Annotated in this window: 18 protein-coding genes and 1 riboswitch; of the genes, 9 read left to right on the forward strand and 9 right to left on the reverse strand. The window is 39.4% G+C overall.

Translation table 11 applies throughout. The features are described 5' to 3' along the window. Window positions 1-25 precede the first annotated feature (25 nt). From hxlB to V7659_RS18015, 7 genes are all read right to left on the reverse strand, one after another. On the reverse strand, window positions 26-574 hold the full coding sequence (gene hxlB / locus V7659_RS17985) for a 6-phospho-3-hexuloisomerase (RefSeq protein WP_335452446.1): 549 nt from the start codon (window positions 572-574) through the stop codon (window positions 26-28). Next, the gene (gene hxlA, locus V7659_RS17990; protein WP_335452444.1) at window positions 568-1,209 is read right to left on the reverse strand and encodes a 3-hexulose-6-phosphate synthase; all 642 of its coding nucleotides are present in this window, start codon (window positions 1,207-1,209) and stop codon (window positions 568-570) included. The genes hxlB and hxlA overlap by 7 nt, the downstream gene beginning before the upstream one ends. A gap of 146 nt (window positions 1,210-1,355) precedes the next feature. After that, entirely contained in the window at window positions 1,356-2,333 is a 978-nt protein-coding gene (locus V7659_RS17995) for a LacI family DNA-binding transcriptional regulator (RefSeq protein ID WP_335452442.1), read from the reverse strand. A gap of 283 nt (window positions 2,334-2,616) precedes the next feature. After that, complete coding sequence (locus tag V7659_RS18000; protein WP_335452439.1) at window positions 2,617-3,900, reverse strand: MFS transporter; 1,284 nt, start codon at window positions 3,898-3,900, stop codon at window positions 2,617-2,619. A gap of 1 nt (window position 3,901) precedes the next feature. Beyond that, the gene (locus V7659_RS18005; protein ID WP_335452437.1) at window positions 3,902-4,861 is read right to left on the reverse strand and encodes a sugar kinase; all 960 of its coding nucleotides are present in this window, start codon (window positions 4,859-4,861) and stop codon (window positions 3,902-3,904) included. Continuing rightward, window positions 4,849-5,616, reverse strand: a complete 768-nt coding sequence (locus V7659_RS18010; RefSeq protein WP_335452433.1) for a sugar phosphate isomerase/epimerase family protein — start codon at window positions 5,614-5,616, stop codon at window positions 4,849-4,851. The genes V7659_RS18005 and V7659_RS18010 overlap by 13 nt, the downstream gene beginning before the upstream one ends. A gap of 213 nt (window positions 5,617-5,829) precedes the next feature. Continuing rightward, window positions 5,830-6,795 (reverse strand): quinone oxidoreductase family protein, encoded by a 966-nt coding sequence (locus tag V7659_RS18015; RefSeq protein WP_335452430.1) that lies wholly within the window; start codon window positions 6,793-6,795, stop codon window positions 5,830-5,832. Between the two features lie 227 nt (window positions 6,796-7,022). Here V7659_RS18015 and V7659_RS18020 point away from each other — a divergent pair, with 227 nt between their 5' ends. The 6 genes from V7659_RS18020 to V7659_RS18045 all read left to right on the forward strand — a co-directional run bounded on the left by V7659_RS18020 (window position 7,023) and on the right by V7659_RS18045 (window position 13,192). After that, the gene (locus tag V7659_RS18020; protein WP_335541170.1) at window positions 7,023-7,778 is read left to right on the forward strand and encodes an SAM-dependent methyltransferase; all 756 of its coding nucleotides are present in this window, start codon (window positions 7,023-7,025) and stop codon (window positions 7,776-7,778) included. Between the two features lie 368 nt (window positions 7,779-8,146). Beyond that, complete coding sequence (locus V7659_RS18025; RefSeq protein ID WP_420491742.1) at window positions 8,147-8,566, forward strand: MarR family winged helix-turn-helix transcriptional regulator; 420 nt, start codon at window positions 8,147-8,149, stop codon at window positions 8,564-8,566. 12 nt (window positions 8,567-8,578) lie between these two features. After that, entirely contained in the window at window positions 8,579-9,793 is a 1,215-nt protein-coding gene (locus V7659_RS18030; protein ID WP_335541172.1) for an MFS transporter, read from the forward strand. Between the two features lie 93 nt (window positions 9,794-9,886). After that, window positions 9,887-10,072, forward strand: coding sequence for a hypothetical protein (locus V7659_RS18035; RefSeq protein WP_260871787.1), 186 nt, complete (start codon window positions 9,887-9,889; stop codon window positions 10,070-10,072). 95 nt (window positions 10,073-10,167) lie between these two features. After that, window positions 10,168-10,348, forward strand: a riboswitch (Lysine riboswitch). Window positions 10,349-10,475: 127 nt separating this feature from the next. After that, window positions 10,476-11,363 (forward strand): 4-hydroxy-tetrahydrodipicolinate synthase, encoded by an 888-nt coding sequence (gene dapA / locus V7659_RS18040; RefSeq protein WP_335452416.1) that lies wholly within the window; start codon window positions 10,476-10,478, stop codon window positions 11,361-11,363. A 221-nt stretch (window positions 11,364-11,584) separates the two neighbouring features. After that, entirely contained in the window at window positions 11,585-13,192 is a 1,608-nt protein-coding gene (locus V7659_RS18045; RefSeq protein WP_420491743.1) for a ribonuclease J, read from the forward strand. A gap of 55 nt (window positions 13,193-13,247) precedes the next feature. Here the strand turns inward: V7659_RS18045 and V7659_RS18050 are convergent, their stop codons facing one another. After that, window positions 13,248-13,763 carry a response regulator gene (locus tag V7659_RS18050; protein ID WP_335452411.1) on the reverse strand — a complete coding sequence of 172 codons (516 nt, stop codon included), beginning with the start codon at window positions 13,761-13,763 and terminating at the stop codon, window positions 13,248-13,250. Window positions 13,764-13,852: 89 nt separating this feature from the next. Next, a complete protein-coding gene (locus V7659_RS18055; RefSeq protein WP_335452408.1) occupies window positions 13,853-14,887 on the reverse strand; it encodes a fatty acid desaturase in 1,035 nt (344 codons plus the stop codon). A 254-nt stretch (window positions 14,888-15,141) separates the two neighbouring features. Here V7659_RS18055 and cidR point away from each other — a divergent pair, with 254 nt between their 5' ends. From cidR to V7659_RS18070, 3 genes are all read left to right on the forward strand, one after another. Continuing rightward, window positions 15,142-16,035 carry a cidABC operon transcriptional activator CidR gene (gene cidR, locus V7659_RS18060; RefSeq protein WP_335541174.1) on the forward strand — a complete coding sequence of 298 codons (894 nt, stop codon included), beginning with the start codon at window positions 15,142-15,144 and terminating at the stop codon, window positions 16,033-16,035. Between the two features lie 251 nt (window positions 16,036-16,286). Next, window positions 16,287-16,805, forward strand: coding sequence for an acyl-CoA thioesterase (locus V7659_RS18065; protein ID WP_335452405.1), 519 nt, complete (start codon window positions 16,287-16,289; stop codon window positions 16,803-16,805). A gap of 15 nt (window positions 16,806-16,820) precedes the next feature. After that, on the forward strand, window positions 16,821-17,195 hold the full coding sequence (locus V7659_RS18070; protein ID WP_335541175.1) for a hypothetical protein: 375 nt from the start codon (window positions 16,821-16,823) through the stop codon (window positions 17,193-17,195). Window positions 17,196-17,368 lie beyond the last annotated feature (173 nt).

Raw genomic sequence — 17,368 nt, forward strand, 5'->3', positions numbered from 1 at the left:
TTGGTGTCAGGCACCATTCATTTTCCTATTCTAAATTGCTATGTCGGCCGAATGCTAGTGTGTGGTCTACTTCATTGAGTTTGCTGTAAAGCAAACATAGGGTATCAAATAGAATGTGTGCACATTGGTCGAATAATGAACCTAATGGCTGGATTGTTTTCAATTCATTTTCACGGCGATATTTCGTGGCGGCTGGTACGTGAAGAATCTGTGTTGCAGATGCTGCTAATGGCGACTCGGGATTGGTAGTCACAGCCATTACAGAGCAGCCTAGTGACTTCGTTTTTTCAGCAGTCCAAACCACATTTTTTGTTGTTCCCGAACCGGAAATTGCCACTAATAGATCACCTTCTGCAATCGATGGTGTGATTGTTTCCCCTACAACAAATACCGTTGCACCTAAATGCATTAAGCGCATCGCAAATGATTTAGCCATTAATCCGGAGCGACCTTCACCGATGACAAAAATCCGCTTTGCTTTTTGCATTTGAACTGCTAACTCTTGAATCTGGGCCTCTTCCACTTGGCTAAGTACCGTTTCTACTTCTTTTAAAATAGTAGGAATTACTAACATGTCATTTTCTCCTCCGTTTGTAAAATAATTTGTTTAAATTGTTGTGCCGCCGCTGATGGATTTTCCGCTTTCGTAATCGCTGAACCAATAATGACAACCGCAGGATTCAGTGACTCGATGAGATTCTCTATCGAATCTAGCTTAATCCCACCTGCTGCTGCCACCTGAAACGCCGAGAAATCACTTTCCTTTGTAACATGATTTTGACTGCCTAATTCCTCTTGTTGGTCCTTGCTCACATGCTCGCAAAAAATTGCGTCATTGTATTTCTGTAATGCTTGTTTTTGTTCATCGGACGTATTTAACAGATCAATCATTACCTTTTTTTGATAACGATTAGCTACTTCCATACAAGTATCAATGGTTACTAAAGGAGAAACTCCCATAACGGTCGCAACATCTGCTCCCGCTTCAAAACATAGTTCAAATTCATAGCGCGCATTATCTATTGTTTTAATATCTGCAACAATTTGTTTGTGAGGAAAAGCCTGTTTCATCTCTTTTATACTCGCCGTACCAAATTCTTTAATTAGCGAAGTCCCCACCTCAATCCAATCAATGGAATCCTCCACTTTTTTCGTTAATTCAATCGCTTCTGCAATTTCCATTCGATCCAACGCCAGTTGTATATTCATAATCAAACTCCTTTATATGGGTTTGTTGATAAATCGGTTTACTAAATCGGTTTATTAAAATATTATACTTCATTTGTAAGCGTTTTTCAATATGTGCCTGAACCCCGTCATGGTGTCAGGCACCAACAAAAGACCCTATAGATCTTTTACATCATTCTGCTTGGAAATACAAACACTTCAGGGTGTATGTTTTCTTTGTTTATTTGTTCGAATAATAGTTCAGCTGCCTTTTTTCCCATATCCTTTGCTGGTTGAACGATGAAGGATATCGGCGCCTCTAGCAAATGAGCAAATGGAATATTATCAAATACGATCAACTCAAGTTCTTTTCCAAGCCTAATGCCTTTTTCCTTTAGAAATTCTAGAACCGCCAATAAGACACGATCATTTGCAGCAAAGATGGCTGTTGGCTTAACATCTAAAGAAAAGAGTTGTTCAATTTTGCTTTTCAATTCAGGGATACTTGCCTCAATAATAAAATCGGGATTTACCTCTATATTGGCATCGGTTATTGCCTGTTTATATCCTGCCAATCGATCGATACGGGTACTAACCATCAGCGGCTGCACCACAAAAGCAATATTCTGGTGACCCTTTTCAATCAAATGCTGTACAGCCTTATAAGTAGAATCCGTATTATCGGTAATGATGGAAAACACATCAAGATTCTCCACTTTTCTATCAACAAAAACAACGGGATAGCCCTGTTTGACCATCCGTTTGTATAGATCATTATTTTTCCCTGTCGGAAAAATGATCAAACCATCTACTTGCTTCGCTCTTAACATTTCAATATATTTCTTTTCCTTTTCGGGATCATCATCGGCATTACAGACGATGGCATGCAAATCATGTTTATGACAAAAATCCTCAATTGCACGGCTGATTTCCGTTGAAAAATAATGCGTAATATTGGCGACAATGATCCCCACCATCGAGGTGCGTTTTTGTTTCAGACTTCTTGCGATAAAATTTGGCTGGTAGCCCAGTTCTTCAATCGCTTCTTCAATCTTAAGTTTCGTTTTCTCACCCATATATTCAAACCGTTTATTTAAGTATTGAGAAACGGTACTTTTCGATACACCGGCTGCTTTTGCTACGTCTGCCATTGTTACTTTTTCCATGCCTATCTTCCTCTTTCCTCTTGGTCACTGACTTCATTTTAGCCGGAAATCTACTAACTTTCCAGTTGTGGCCGGACGGAGTTTTCTTAGATAAGAGAACCTTATCACACATGAAAAGTTTCAGTGTGTTTGTTGTAGACAGTACCCCCACTTTCTTGGTGGGTTTTGTCCGTAAGAGCCTCTTTTGCGGACAGTTCACCTGCTTTCTTGCTGAATTTTGTCCGTAAGAACCTTTATAAATTAGAAACAGCCTTGGAAAGTTTCCAAAGCTGCTTCCACTTTATTAAGCGCTCACTTTAACATCTGCTGGCTTACTTTTATCCTTTTTTGCCGCTTTTACCGCCATGATCGTTAAGATTGCGGAAAGGAATAGAGATCCTGCCATAAAGATATATGAAGTACCGAATCCACCTGTAGCATCATTTAAATATCCCACGATATAGGCACCAACAAAAGAGCCTAGTGCGCCCATACTATTAATAAGGGCCATCGCACCGCCAGCTACATTACGCGGCAGGATTTCAGGAATAATGGCAAAGAATGGACCATAGGGAGCATACATGGCACCGCCAGCAATCACAAGTAAGACAAATGAAATCCAGAAATGTTCTGTTCCAATCGCATAAGAGGCATAGAAAGCGATTGCACCAATCAATAGGAACGGCCAAACAAATGCATTTCGATTCAGTGTTTTATCAGAGAAATAAGAAGCAACTAACATTAGAATAATGGCTAAAATATATGGAACCGAAGACAACCAGCCTGTTTTAACAATATCCATATTTGGCGCTGTTTTAATAATCGATGGAAGCCACATGACGAATCCATAAACACCAATGCTCCATAGGAAGTATTGCGCGCTTAACAAAATAACTGGTTTTGATTTAAAGGCTTCACCGTAATTTTTTACCGGTTTAATTCCTTCTTGCTCTTTTGCTAATTGTTGTTCAAAATCATTCTTTTCTTGTTCGGTTAACCATTTTGCTTCTCTTGGTTTGTCGTTGACAATTTTCCACCAAATGAATGCCCAAATAACAGCCGGAAGCCCTTCAGCAATGAACATCCATCTCCAGCCTACAGAGTTAACTAAATAACCAGAAACAATCGACATCCACAATACGGTTGCTGGGTTTCCTAAAATCAAAAATGTATTCGCACGAGATCGTTCTGCTTTCGTAAACCAGTTACTTAAGAGTACAAGCATGGACGGCATAACCGCACTTTCCACAACCCCAAGTAAAAAGCGGATCACAAATAACAATTTAATATTCGAGATCATACCTGTAAAGGAAGCCAATAACCCCCATGCAATCAGAGACCAGAAAATGAGAACCTTCGCACTCTTTTTCTCGGCAAATGCCGCACCTGGCACTTGGAAAAAGAAATATCCTAAGAAGAATAGTGAACCAAGTAAGGATGAAGTACCAGCAGTAATGTGCAGATCTTCAGCTAACCCTGAAGCTGCACCGAATCCATAGTTGGCACGGTCAAGGTAAGCAAGACTATACGTAATAAAAGCAATTGGAATAAGACGTAACCAGCGTTGTTTCGCAATCGTTTGTTTCATGTTATTTCACTCCCTCTAATTGATTTTCTATATATTTTTCTAACTCTGCTTTGGTTGGATAGCCGTCGTTATCACCAGGTGATTGAACCGCTAACGCACCAATCGCATTGCCTCTTAAAACCGCATCCTGAACTTTGAGACCTTCGAGTAATCCACTGATCACCCCAACGGCAAAACCATCACCGGCACCAACGGTATCAACCACTTTTTCCACATGAAAACCGCGAACGGTACCTTCTTCTGTTGCTGTTTTATAAAAAGCTCCCTCAGCCCCAAGCTTAATGACTACGAGCTCCACTCCCTTGTCTAAGTAAAAGGAAGCGATTTCACGAGGTTCCTTAAATCCTGTTAAGATTTCACCCTCACCGATGCCCGGTAATACATAATCTGCTTGGAACGCCACTTCGTTGATTTCCTTTACCATTTCTTCTTGTGATGCCCAAAGTGTTGGTCTTAAATTCGGGTCAAAGGAAACCTTTTTACCATTCTTTTTCATAAACGTTAAAGCGTGTTTTGCAAAGGCTCTTGCACTTTCCGAGAGGGCTAATGGAATCCCCGTCATATGCATGTGCTTAGCACGTTGAAAGTACTCTTCATTGAAATCATCGCAGTTTAAATGGCTTGCTGCCGAGCCTTTGCGAAAATATTGAACCTCTGGATCGCCTTCTAAAACCATCGATTTCAATTGAAATCCAGTCGGATAATATCGGTCGATCAAAACATGTTCGATGTCAACGTTTTCATTTTTGATCCGTTCGATGACAAATTTTCCAAACGCATCGTTTCCGACTTTACTTGCCCATCCAGAGCGCAAGCCAAGTCTGGCAAGCCCGATGGCTACATTCGTTTCTGCCCCGGCAAGTTCACGGGTAAATTGGCTGACTTCGTGTAAGGAACCAGCATGATTGGCCATAAACATCGCCATGGCTTCTCCAAAAGTAATTGTATCTAACTGTTGCATGTTAAAGCCTCACCTTCCATTATCATCTGAATAAAATCTCGTGTCCTCTCTTTCGGTTCGATCGGAAACTCAAGCGCTTTTACCATTTCAGATGGAAAACGATTCATGATCTTCTCCCAACTGTGACTTCCGTCTTTTTGTAATGGCACCGTGATGAACTCTCCCTTATCATCTTCTACTTGCTTTAAATGAAGATACTCGACATATGGTGCAAGTTTGCTGAGGGCAACGTCCACATCCTGGCCAGAATAATACCAGTTTCCGGCATCAAATGTCATTTTAACCGATGTGCCCTGCTCGGTGGCGCTTTCAAAAAAGGATGATAAATGATTGATATTCCCGCCATGAAGCGTTTGATCATTTTCAACAAACATTTGAATTTCCTGATGCTGATCCAAAAAGGTATTCAGTTCGATAAGATTAGATTGGCCTTTTTGAAAATGGCCAAGAGATACTTTAATCCATTTAGCACCGAGATCTTTTCCTTCTTCAAAAATCTCGTTTAATTCCTTCTTGTTCAATTCGTGATCCTCTCTCCATAACTCAATCGGAGCCGAATATACAGTGAACAATTGATATTTTTCAATTTCTTGTTTAATTTTATCTAGTGGTGGATCTTGTTCCGACAATAATTCACGTCGAATCTCAATTCCATAAGCACCTGAATCTGCAATGAGCCTAATAAATGAAGTTTGCCCCTTCTTCAAGACTTCAAATCTATCAAAAGCGTTTATCGGGACAATTACATTATTCATAACAAAAATCCCCTTTTTAAATAGTACATAGGATAAAACGTTTTAGTAAATCGGTTTAGTAAATCGATTTATTCATATTATAAACCCAGTGAAAGCGCTTTTGCAATAAAAAATTAAATTTTTTTCTTTATCCTGATTTTGGTGCCTGACACCAAAGATGACTCCAAAAGAAAAACCCCCATAATTATGGAGGCTCGTAAGTTTATATGGATATTATGGTATTAATAATATTTTCCCTGTGCTTTGCCGGCTTTCTAAATAACGGTGTGCTTCTTGACCATCGCTTAGTGCGAAGGTAGTTGGATCGGATACTTTAACCTTTCCTTTCGTCATCCACTGGAACAGCTCAGCTGAACGAGCAATTCGTTCTTCTCGGGAGGTAAGCACATTCCAAAGGTCGCCACCCGTCAAGGTTTTGGATGTATCCATTAACATTCTTGGATCCACTAAAGCTGGGTCTCCTCCTGCCATTCCGTAAAATACAACCGTCCCGCCGATGCGAGTGACATCAAAACTGTCTTGAAGCGTTGAACCTACTGATTCATAGACCACATTGACACCTTTACCATTTGTCGCTTCGAGGATTTGCCTTTTCCAATCATCCTTGTACAAGAACACTTTATCCGCTCCTGCTTCTTTTGCTGCAGCGGCTTTTTCGATGGACGAAGTTAAACCTATAACTGTCCCGCCTAGTAATTTGACAATTTGAACTAAGAGCTGCCCGACCCCGCCTGCTGCTGCATGGACTAGTACGATATCTTTCTTTTTCACTGGATAACTATCCTTTGTTAAATAATGAGCCGTTAATCCTTGTAATAGCACGGAAGCTGCTTCCTCAAACGAGATCGTTTCAGGCAGAGGGATCGCTTTTTCCACAGGAACTGCCACGAACTCTGCATTGGCATGTGGTACATCGGCAAAGGCAATCCGATCGCCAATGCGGATGCCTTGAACATTTGCTCCGACCTTTGCGACCATTCCTGCCCCTTCATATCCTAAAATAAAGGGTGGCTCCCCCTCGAGATGGTAGTTACCTTTTCTTCTATATATATCGGCAAAATTTAGGCCAATTGCTTTCATATTAAGGAGTACTTCATTTGGACCGATAACAGGTTCGTTGATTTCTGTATACTTCAGTACCTCTGGCCCGCCAAACGTATTAAACACTAATGCTCTCATATCGATAACCTCATTCAAACTAATTTTGCACTACACTTTTATTAAATAGAATTGTTCTAGAGATTGCAACTCACTTAACTGGCGAACTACTTTCATGAAGGGAAGGACCTATCTCTCCTACTCAGCTTTACTTTAGATACGATTCAATCCATTACATTTTAACTTGCTTCATAAAGCTGAGTAAGATACGCTTCATACAGACCACTTGGACAAGGAGATATTAATATATGGATAGAAATAAATTTTCAGCAATTGCCCACCGCGACCATGCCTTTAGTAATCCTATTAGCGAAAAAAAGATAATGAAAATGCTTGATATTGTCTCTCCAAAAGCCTCTGACAAAGTGATTGATATTGGAGCAGGAAAGTGTGAATTGTTAATTCGCTTGGTGGAAAATTACCAAGTAGCCGCTACAGCTATTGAATTGTATGAAGGGTCCATCGAGGAAGCAAAGCAAAAGGCAAACGGCAGAATTCCTGAAGGCAGTATCGAGTTTATTGTGGAAGATGCCACCTCGGCAGTCGAAAGATGTAAAGAAGCTGGATTTGATTTTGGCATTTGTATTGGTTCAACCCACGCATTAGGCGGACTTGAACCCACCCTACAGACATTAAAACGTCTAGTTAAGAAAAATGGCTACATTCTGATTGGCGAGGGATATTGGAAACAAACTCCAAGCCCCGCATATCTAGAAGCACTCGGAGGAGCTGACGAGTCGGAATGTAAAACCCATGCGGATACTGTTAAGGCTGGCGAAGAATTAGGGTTAATCCCGCTTTGGTCTTATGTAGCCAATGATGATGAATGGGATGATTACGAATGGCTTTATTCGATGTCCGTTGAGAATTATTGTCTTGAAACTCCAGATGACCCCGATTGTGATGCCATGCTAGAGCGGATCCGAACTTGGCGTCGGACTTATTTGACTTGGGGCAGGGATACGCTGGGATTCGGTTTGTATTTGTATAGAAATAACAAATAGTACCAGCCAAGCCTTATATACCAAGGTTTCAATCCTATTTAATCAAACGTTTGATTAGTTTTTCAGAGGTATTTTCCGAACTTTTTTAATCAAACGTTTGATTAGTTTTTCCTCAAAAAATTTTCTCATGCCCTAAAAAGACTTCAATGCCAAGGCCTCGCCTCCATTTAATCAATCGTTTGATTAGTTTTTCCAAAAATACACTATCCTATCATAAATCCATATATCCCAAGGCTTCAACTCGTTTTAATCAAACGTTTGGTTAGTAACACCGATTAGACTAATAAAGCCACATCTGGTACACTATAATAGTTACCTAAGGTAATTATTACTCTAGCTAACCATCTAATTTATTCGGGGTGATTTAAATAAAGACTTCACAAAAATTCTTTCACCAATTATTGATGCTTTACCGGCCATTTGAAAATAAATTGAATTTTCATTTGGCTGAACACCAACTACACAGAGCGCAATGGTCTATTTTTCACTACTTATCCAATAATGGACCTGCTACACTTGTAGAACTTTCTCATTATTTATATGTAGAAAAGCCCACAGTAACTCGGACTATTAATCGCTTAGAAGAACTAGGATATGTCGGACAGGTTCCTAGCAACGATAAACGTGAAAAGCGGATACACCTGACAGAACTAGGAAAAAAAGTATTTACCGATGTTCGTGTCACGATTGACCAATTTGAAAATGACATCTTAATAGGAGTCTCTGAGCACGAACAGCTTGAGGCCATCCGGATTATGGGAATCATTCGAAATCATATTATTAAGTAAGGGGTTAATAACGTGAATCAACCAAGAGCTAAACTTTGGACCAAGGATTTTACGATTGTTTCCGGGGTCAATTTTTTCGTCACTTTAGTCTTTTATTTATTAATTGTAATCATTGGTGTTTATGCAGTAGACGAATTTAATGCTTCTACAAGTCAAGCAGGTCTTGTAACAGGAATCTTTATTGTCGGTTCATTAATTGGCAGGTTATTGATTGGCAGATTTATTGAGTCTATTGGCCGAAGAAGAACTTTAATCATTGGTGCCGTCTTTTTTATTTTGACACTTCTTCTATATTTTCTGAATTTCGGGATCACCTTCCTGCTTATGACACGCTTATTTCATGGGATTGCAGCTGGAATGGTCGGTACAGCAACAGGAACGATTGTGGCCCAGATTATCCCTGCTTCACGGAAAGCAGAAGGGATTGGTTATTTCAGCATGAGCGCAACATTGGCTACCGCAATTGGCCCATTCATTGGTCTATACATGACCCAGCATACAGATTTTCAAATGATTTTTATTTTCTCTCTTGTACTAGGGGTTATTAGTTTGATCACAGCATTCTTTGTAAATGTGCCACAATTGGAAGGATCGCCCCAACCAACTGAAGCAAAAGGATTTAAGCTTTCCAATTATATTGAACCCAAGGCACTTCCCATTGCGGTTATTACACTAGTAGTAGCTTTTTGTTATTCCAGTGTTCTTTCGTTTATTAATTTCTATGCGATAGAAATTGACTTAGTAAGTGCGGCAAGTTTCTTTTTCTTAGTTTATTCCATAGCCGTATTGTTATCGCGCCCCCTTACCGGCCGTATAATGGATTTAAAAGGGGCAAACTATATTATGTATCCATGTATTATTGCCTTTGCCGGAGGTTTGTTCCTGCTTAGCACCGCAAGAGTTAATATTATATTATTAGCAGCTGGCGTACTAATCGGCCTTGGTTTTGGTAACTTGCAATCAAGTACCCAAGCAATAGCAGTAAAAGTAACTCCTCCCCATCGGATGGGATTGGCAACTTCCACTTTCTTTATCTTTCTTGATGCCGGTCTTGGGTTCGGTCCATACATCCTAGGGTTTTTTATTCCGCTAACAGGCTATCGTACTTTGTATGTAATCCTAGGTGCAGTCGTTCTTGCGTCGATGGTTCTATACTACTTCCTCCACGGTAAGAAAGAACTTCCAAGAAGAACCATGGTGAAGGAACCAACGCCTGGCACTCATTGATTTCTAGCACCACCCTCTCGATGAAGACATAAAACCCTTCTTAAGCAAATATGATTAACATAAGAATCCTAAATAAAGGGGTCGGTAAATTTGATGATTTTTAATAAAATTGCATTATCCTTTGTAGTTTTCTTTTCCATCAGTATGATCATAAATACTTATTTAGGAGAAAAGGAACAAATCCAATCGGATGTTATTTATTTTGTGATGAACGGGTTTGCTTATATTGTATCTGCATTAGAAGTAGAAAAAGAAAAACAGGGTTTAGAAACTGCATAGATTTGACAAATATAGTTCCTTTTCCCCTTGAAACAAAAGGAATATTCTGATATATTTACTATCAATTATATATTTTTCTTACTTCAATACTTTGAAGTGAGGATAGAGGCGCAAAGACCATTAGTACGCAACTGGAGGATAATGAGGTCCAACGATGGTTGTGAAAAGGGGAATTTGCCGAAGCTTCATTGATTCTCATTTATCATGAAGCTGGTTCTGCTATTGAAAAAATACAGAACTGTCATATAGGAAACTATATGGAGGGCTATCTTACGCACGGGAACTTAGTTATTTTTGTTTCTACTGCAACAGTGAACCCTCGCTGTTGCTTTTTTGCGTTGAATTTTGAATGGCCTTGCCCACCTCTAAATTTTATAAAAATTTATTAAAAGGGTGAGAAAAGATGAAATTTGGCCAAGTTTTAACCGCGATGGTTACACCATTTGATCAAAATGGCGAGGTTGATTTTAACGCAGTAAGAAGATTAGTAGATTATTTAATTGATAATGGTACGGACGGGCTCGTCGTTGCTGGTACAACAGGTGAATCTCCAACCTTAACGACGGATGAAAAAATCGCTCTATTTAAAGCTGTTGTCGTCGCAGCGAGAGGAAGAGTTCCTGTCATCGCTGGCACTGGCTCAAATAACACGAGGGCTTCTATCAGTTTAACAAAGCAGGCTGAAGAAACAGGTGTAGATGGGATCATGCTTGTTGCTCCATACTATAACAAACCTTCCCAAGAAGGTATGTATCAACACTTCAAAGCAATTGCTGAATCTACATCATTGCCGGTAATGCTTTATAATATCCCTGGCCGAAGTGTGGTTAATATATCGGCAGAGACGATTGTTCGCCTTTCACAAATCGAGAATATTGTCGCTGTAAAAGAAGCAAGCGGAAACTTGGATGCCATGGCTGCTATTATTAGCCAAACTCCTAGCGATTTTACCCTTTATAGTGGGGATGACAGCTTAACATTGCCGGTTTTAGCAATTGGCGGCGCTGGAGTTGTATCCGTTGCTTCCCATGTAATTGGCAATGAAATGCAAGAAATGATTAATCACTTTAAAAATGGCCGCGTCCAGGAAGCGGCTCACTCTCATCGCCAACTTCTTCCTCTTATGAAGGCATTATTTACGGCGCCTAATCCGGCACCAGTAAAAGCAGCCTTGAACATGAGCGGGGTACAGGTTGGTGGACTTCGATTGCCATTGCTTCCTTTGAGTCATGAGGAAGAAAAGGCATTGCAAGGGGTTTTACCTGGACACCTAGTCAAAACATTAAATTAATTTGCTGTAGGCTGTCAACACGCTGGGAATTCAGTGCTGTTGGCAGTCTTTTTTTGAAGGTAACTACCTAGAAAAAGTTTTCATCTCCCCTTCCAATAAAGTATAACCAAAAGGGCATACTATTGATATTTACTTGGAATAGGGAGGATATTCACTTGCAAACCAATGATCAGCAATTATCCATTTTCGCTTTAGGCGGCATCAATGAAATAGGTAAAAACATGTATGTGGTTCAATACGCAGACGATATTTTTATCATTGACTGTGGTGGAAAGTTTCCAGATGAGAGTTTATTAGGAATTGATTTAATTATCCCCGATATTACCTATTTAGAAGAAAATCAGGAGAAAATTCAGGCTTTAATTGTGACACATGGGCACGAAGATCATATCGGCGGAATCCCTTATATTTTAAGAAAATTGAACATCCCAATCTACGCTACCCGTTTTACACTGGGTCTCATTGAATTGAAAATCGACGAGCATCGACTACATGGAAACACGAAGCTCATGACGATTGACTCAAATTCAAAACTTGAGTTCGGAGAAACGACGGTATCATTTTTCAGAGTAAGTCATAGTATTCCTGATTGTCTCGGTATTGTGTTTCATACACCTGAAGGTAATGTTGTTCATACCGGTGACTTCAAATTTGACTTAACGCCTGTGAATAATCAACATTCAGATATTCATAAGATGGCTGATATCGGTCAGGAGGGTGTCTTAGTTTTAATATCTGAAAGTACGAACGCTGAGCGTAAGGGGCTAACACCGTCCGAGCAAATGATTGGTGACAATTTGGATGAGGCCTTCATGAAAGCCGACGGGAAAATCTTTATCTCCACCTTTGCTTCGAATGTGAATCGTGTTCAACAGGTGGTTGCAGCGGCAATAAAGGCCAATCGTAAGATCGCGCTTCTTGGCCGGAGTATGGTAAATGTGGTCTCCGTCGCGATTGAACGTGGGTATTTAACCGTTCCGGAGGGGATGATCATCGAACCACGCGAAGTTGATAGACTTTCTCCTGAAAAGGTGGTCATCCTTTGTACGGGTAGTCAAGGAGAGCCAATGGCTGCCCTTTCTCGCCTAGCGAGTGGAAACTTTCGCGATGTCTCCGTTTATCCTGGCGACACGGTTATCTTAGCGGCATCTCCTATACCTGGAAATGAAAAGGACGTTTCTCGAATCATTGATAATTTATTTCAACTTGGCGCCAAAGTAATTTATGGCTCTGGAAGCACAACTGGTATGCATGTGTCTGGGCATGGCTATCAGGAAGACTTAAAGCTCATGCTGACATTAATGAAACCAACTTATTTTATTCCGATTCATGGGGAATATCGAATGCTGCACCACCACCGTTTGTTGGCAGAGTCAGTGGGAGTTGAGAAGGGAAATACCTTCATTATCAAAAATGGTGATGTAGTAGATGTTGAAAACCAGGTTGCTCGTCAGACACGGTCGATTCCAGCAGGAGATACGTATGTAGACGGGATGGGTGTTGGTGATATCGGGGACATTGTGTTACGAGATCGTAAGCAACTTTCCGAGGATGGAATGCTTGTGATTGTTATAACAATTAATAAATCGGACCGAAGGATTATATCTGGACCTGACACCATTACCCGTGGTTTCGTGTATGCAAGAAATTCGGATGAACTTCTAAAAGAGATTAACCGCCTTGCTAAGAAAACCATTAATGACCTGCAAAGCGAGAATATCCGGCAATGGAATGTCATCAAACAAAACATCAAAAAAACAGTCGGACAATATGTATTCGCTCAAACAAAAAGAAAACCTATGATCCTCCCTATCATTATTGAAATATAAAAGGTGTCAGGCACCATGTGAAAATTTCACATGGTGCCTGACACCAATTTATTTTTTAGCCTGTTGGCAATTTCATTTTATCTAATATGTTGGTGAGGTAATTTCTGACTGTGGTAATTTTTGTCTGTTGCTCGAGGCGAGGTTGGATTACTTCCATGTCTTGTTCGTGTTCAATGGAGTTTTCATCGATTAGTTCCTGGCTGTATATTCTATCTCCCTTGATAATGCTGCGAATCGACCTTGCTAATTCCTCGCTCGGGCTATCCTTCAATAAATACCCCCTTACATCCGCCTGTAAGGCACGCCGATAATTTCCAGTTCGGGCAAAGGTTGTTAGGATTATGATTTTACTGCCAAATGACCTTAAAGCTTCTGCTGCCTCAAGGCCGCTCATTTCAGGCATCTCGATATCCATGATACAAACATCAGGCTGCAATCGGCGCACTAGTGCAAGGGCCTCTTCTCCATTGCTCGCCTGACCGACCACTTCCATATCCTCTTCCAAATTCAAGAGAGAACCCATAGCCCCTAGCAGCATTTCCTGATCCTCTGCAATAACTATTTGAATCATATAAGTTCTCTCCTTATCTGGCCGCTGTTATCTAAATAACAACTCCCCTTAATAAAGGGGAGCAAGCCTGTAATATGTTTTGTTAATTGTTAAATTTCCGGTTTAACCTGTTGTACGGAAAACCTTTTCTTTGCTAATGCTTTGACTTCCTTAAAGCTGACAAAATTCTTTCGTTCCTCATCCCACAAACGGAAACGAAGTGACCGTAAGCTTGTAGCAAGAGAAATAGTTGGTACTTTTTGTAAAGGAGGCGTATTATTGTGTGCTTCTTCCAACTTATAGTTAGGCACACGAGGGCTTAAATGGTGAACATGGTGGAAACCAATATTCCCAGTGAGCCATTGTAATACTTTTGGAAGCTTATAGAAAGAACTACCTTCTACTGCTGCTTTCACATATTCCCAATCTTTATCTTCTTCAAAATAAGAGTCTTCAAAAGTGTGCTGTACGTAGAACAACCAAATACCTGCAGCGCCTGAAATCATGAAAATCGAGCCCTGTACTAATAGGAACGCCTGCCATCCGATTGCCCAACAAAGTAAACTAATCAAAGCAACAATCAGAACATTCGTCAAATATGTGTTGTTTCGCTCTTTCCTTTTAGCACCTTTACGGTTAAATCGATTTTTAAGAAGAAACACATAAATCGGACCTAAACCAAGCATTACTAGTGGATTGCGATAAAAACGATAAGCTAGACGAAGTCTAAGTGGTGCAGCTAAATATTCATCTACTGTAAGTGTCCAAATATCACCAGTTCCTCGTTTATCCAAGTTACCACTTGTCGCATGATGAACAGAATGCTCATGTCCCCATTGATCGAACGGGAAGATCGTTAACACACCCATCGCTGTCCCAACGATTCGGTTTGCACGGCGGCTTTTAAAAAAGGAATGATGGGTACAATCATGAAATATGATAAAAATCCTTGTTAAAAATCCTGCGGCTATCACGATAGGAACTAATGCTAACCAATAGGAAACGGATAGGCTTAAATAGGCAAGGTACCATAATGCAATAAATGGTACGACTGTGTTAATAATCTGCCATACACTTTCTTTTGTCGTTGATTTTTCAAAGGGAGCAACTTGTTTTTTTAGAGTTTTAGTATTTTGTGTGGTCATTTTATTGAATTCCCTTCCTTCTTTGTGTCGTTATATCAAAGTATATAGAAAGGAGTTTGTCCTTGTTAGTAGCAGGTGTCATGTGCAGGATATGACAAATGTCATATTTCATGATATTTTTCATCAAAAATTTACATTGAGTTTCTGATTTTTGCTGTGCTATAAAAGATGTTGGCTTTGTGATAAAATAATTTATTTCAAGATACCTTATTAATATATCCATCCTAAAAATCAATTACAAGCAGGTGTACATATTGGATATCAAACATTTACAATATTTTATTGAAGTATCTAATTTCAACAGTTTTTCCCGAGCGGCAGATCATTTATTTATTACCCAACCAACCATTAGTAAAATGATTAAAAACCTTGAGACTGAGTTGGGCGTTGCACTTTTTGATCGCTCCCGTAAGCAATTAATCTTGACCGATGCTGGTCTAATCATATTGGAACAAGCAAAATTAATTGACAAAGCATTTAAAAATTTAGAAACGGAATTGGATAACCTTACAGGACTAAAAAAGGGGCATATTCGTATTGGATTGCCTCCCATATTTAATGCGCATCATTTCCTCAAAATTGTTGGCAGCTTCCACGAAAAGTACCCTGGTATTACTTTTCAATTAGTAGAAGACGGTTCAAAGAAGATAGAAGAAGATGTGGGTAAAAATCTTCTTGATGTTGGAATCATTGTTCTTCCAACTAAAAATGAACTCTTCAACCATTTCTCTTTTATGGAAGAAGACCTAAAGCTCATCCTTCACCCATCACACCCACTAGCAGAAAGAGAGGAAGTCCAGTTAGCTGAATTGGCTAACGAATCCTTTATTTTGTTTAATAAGGACTTTGTCTTAAACGATCGAATTATTCTTTCATGTAACAATGTAGGCTTTAATCCACATATTATATCTGAAAGTTCACAGCAGTCTTTTATTGAAGAAATGGTTTCGTTCAAACTCGGTATTTCTCTTTTGCCGGAGAGTATTTGCAATAATCTTAATAAAAATATTAAGTCAGTTAAAGTTGTAAACCCGTCCATCAGTTGGAACCTAGCCATTATTTGGGGCAAAGATCAATACTTCTCCTATGCTGCAAAAGAATGGCTGAAGTTCACTAAAGAACAGCTCACAAAGGGGTTTCAAGATTAATTTTATCTCCCCTATACTAGTCAAGACGGTTCATAATAATGGAACCGTCCTTTATTATCTAAAAATTCACTATTTATATAATGCATAATTGAAAGCATTTACATAGATAAAAGCTATACTAAAGATAAAATATAACCATTTTACTAACCAGACAATGCGGCGTACACTAATTTCAGGCAAGAAAAACCTTTTAACAACGTGGATATAATATTTACTTGCTAGAATATCCCATCATGAAAGGAAGCAACTTAATGAGAGCAAACAAAGCGAAAGAAAGCCGCATTATTAATACAGCGCAAGTATTATCTTGCGATTTAAATAATTACAATACATTGTTTGGCGGAGTTTTGATGAAAAAACTGGATGATGCCGCCACTTTATCAGCCCGCAGGCATTCACGAGTAAAAGAATGCGTAACTGCATCTACTGATCATATCGATTTCTTATGCCCTATCCATCAAACGGATTCAGTCTGTGTCGAATCGTTTGTATCATATACAGGTAGAACATCTATGGAAGTTTTTTGTAAAGTTATCGCCGAAGATATGATGAATGGCGAGCGCCGCATCGCAGCTACGGCATTTTTGACTTTTGTAGCTTTAGATGAAAATAAGCGGCCGGTTGAAGTTCCAAGTATTATCCCTGAAACCGAGGAAGAAAAATTCCTCTACACAACAGGTAAAGAAAGAGCACAAATTCGCAAATTAAAAAGACAAAAAAGTAAAGAATTAGCTGAGTTTATTTCACTAGAAAAACCTTGGGACAATTAAGAGGAGGAAGACTTTATGATGATAACTTTATCTAGTATTGATGAATTAAAAACTGCCAACGAAGCCCTTGAGAAATTTCAAAAAGACAATCCAAATCTTTTTAAAAAACTGTTGGATATTGTTAATCTTACACGTGCATTCCAATTTAAATATCAATACATGGGATGTTTAATTATGGATGAGGATCCTGGTCAAAATACCCCTAATTTTGTGTACGGATCTGTTCTGCGCTTGTATAAAAAAGAATTACAAAAATTAAAAGATGACCAAAATTCCCAAGTATTGAAACAAACTTTTACAGAACTCAAAAGTATCGGTTACGCAAAAATCAGCCTTTTAGTATTAGGTATGACACCAGAATCATTAGTTGGCGCTTCTAGTATTAAGTAGTTTCGTCTATATCCTTTCAAATTACAATTAGTAACCTAATATTAGAAGTTAGTATAAATTGTCACTAACGATTGCCCCCTTTATTCCCCCTTTAAAGAAGAAGCAGGAATCATTTTCATGGTTCCTGCTTCTTCTTTTTGCATTAAACGGGCGAACGGTGCTAGTCACTGTTC

It is taken from the genome of Neobacillus drentensis, assembly GCF_036966985.1.
Classification (GTDB): domain Bacteria; phylum Bacillota; class Bacilli; order Bacillales; family Cytobacillaceae; genus Neobacillus; species Neobacillus drentensis_E.

Excerpts from the sequence above, each read along its gene's own strand:
- V7659_RS18055 (WP_335452408.1), bottom strand. The coding sequence starts at position 14,887 with ATGACCACACAAAATACTAAAACTCTAAAAAAACAAGTTGCTCCCTTT.
- hxlB (WP_335452446.1), bottom strand. The coding sequence starts at position 574 with ATGTTAGTAATTCCTACTATTTTAAAAGAAGTAGAAACGGTACTTAGC.
- V7659_RS18020 (WP_335541170.1), top strand. The coding sequence starts at position 7,023 with ATGGATAGAAATAAATTTTCAGCAATTGCCCACCGCGACCATGCCTTT.
- dapA (WP_335452416.1), top strand. The coding sequence starts at position 10,476 with ATGAAATTTGGCCAAGTTTTAACCGCGATGGTTACACCATTTGATCAA.
- V7659_RS18015 (WP_335452430.1), bottom strand. The coding sequence starts at position 6,795 with ATGAGAGCATTAGTGTTTAATACGTTTGGCGGGCCAGAGGTACTGAAG.
- hxlA (WP_335452444.1), bottom strand. The coding sequence starts at position 1,209 with ATGAATATACAACTGGCGTTGGATCGAATGGAAATTGCAGAAGCGATT.
- V7659_RS18065 (WP_335452405.1), top strand. The coding sequence starts at position 16,287 with ATGAGAGCAAACAAAGCGAAAGAAAGCCGCATTATTAATACAGCGCAA.
- V7659_RS18000 (WP_335452439.1), bottom strand. The coding sequence starts at position 3,900 with ATGAAACAAACGATTGCGAAACAACGCTGGTTACGTCTTATTCCAATT.
- V7659_RS18045 (WP_420491743.1), top strand. The coding sequence starts at position 11,585 with ATGTATGTGGTTCAATACGCAGACGATATTTTTATCATTGACTGTGGT.
- V7659_RS18050 (WP_335452411.1), bottom strand. The coding sequence starts at position 13,763 with ATGATTCAAATAGTTATTGCAGAGGATCAGGAAATGCTGCTAGGGGCT.
- V7659_RS18070 (WP_335541175.1), top strand. The coding sequence starts at position 16,821 with ATGATGATAACTTTATCTAGTATTGATGAATTAAAAACTGCCAACGAA.
- V7659_RS17995 (WP_335452442.1), bottom strand. The coding sequence starts at position 2,333 with ATGGAAAAAGTAACAATGGCAGACGTAGCAAAAGCAGCCGGTGTATCG.
- V7659_RS18005 (WP_335452437.1), bottom strand. The coding sequence starts at position 4,861 with ATGCAACAGTTAGATACAATTACTTTTGGAGAAGCCATGGCGATGTTT.
- V7659_RS18010 (WP_335452433.1), bottom strand. The coding sequence starts at position 5,616 with ATGAATAATGTAATTGTCCCGATAAACGCTTTTGATAGATTTGAAGTC.
- V7659_RS18035 (WP_260871787.1), top strand. The coding sequence starts at position 9,887 with ATGATTTTTAATAAAATTGCATTATCCTTTGTAGTTTTCTTTTCCATC.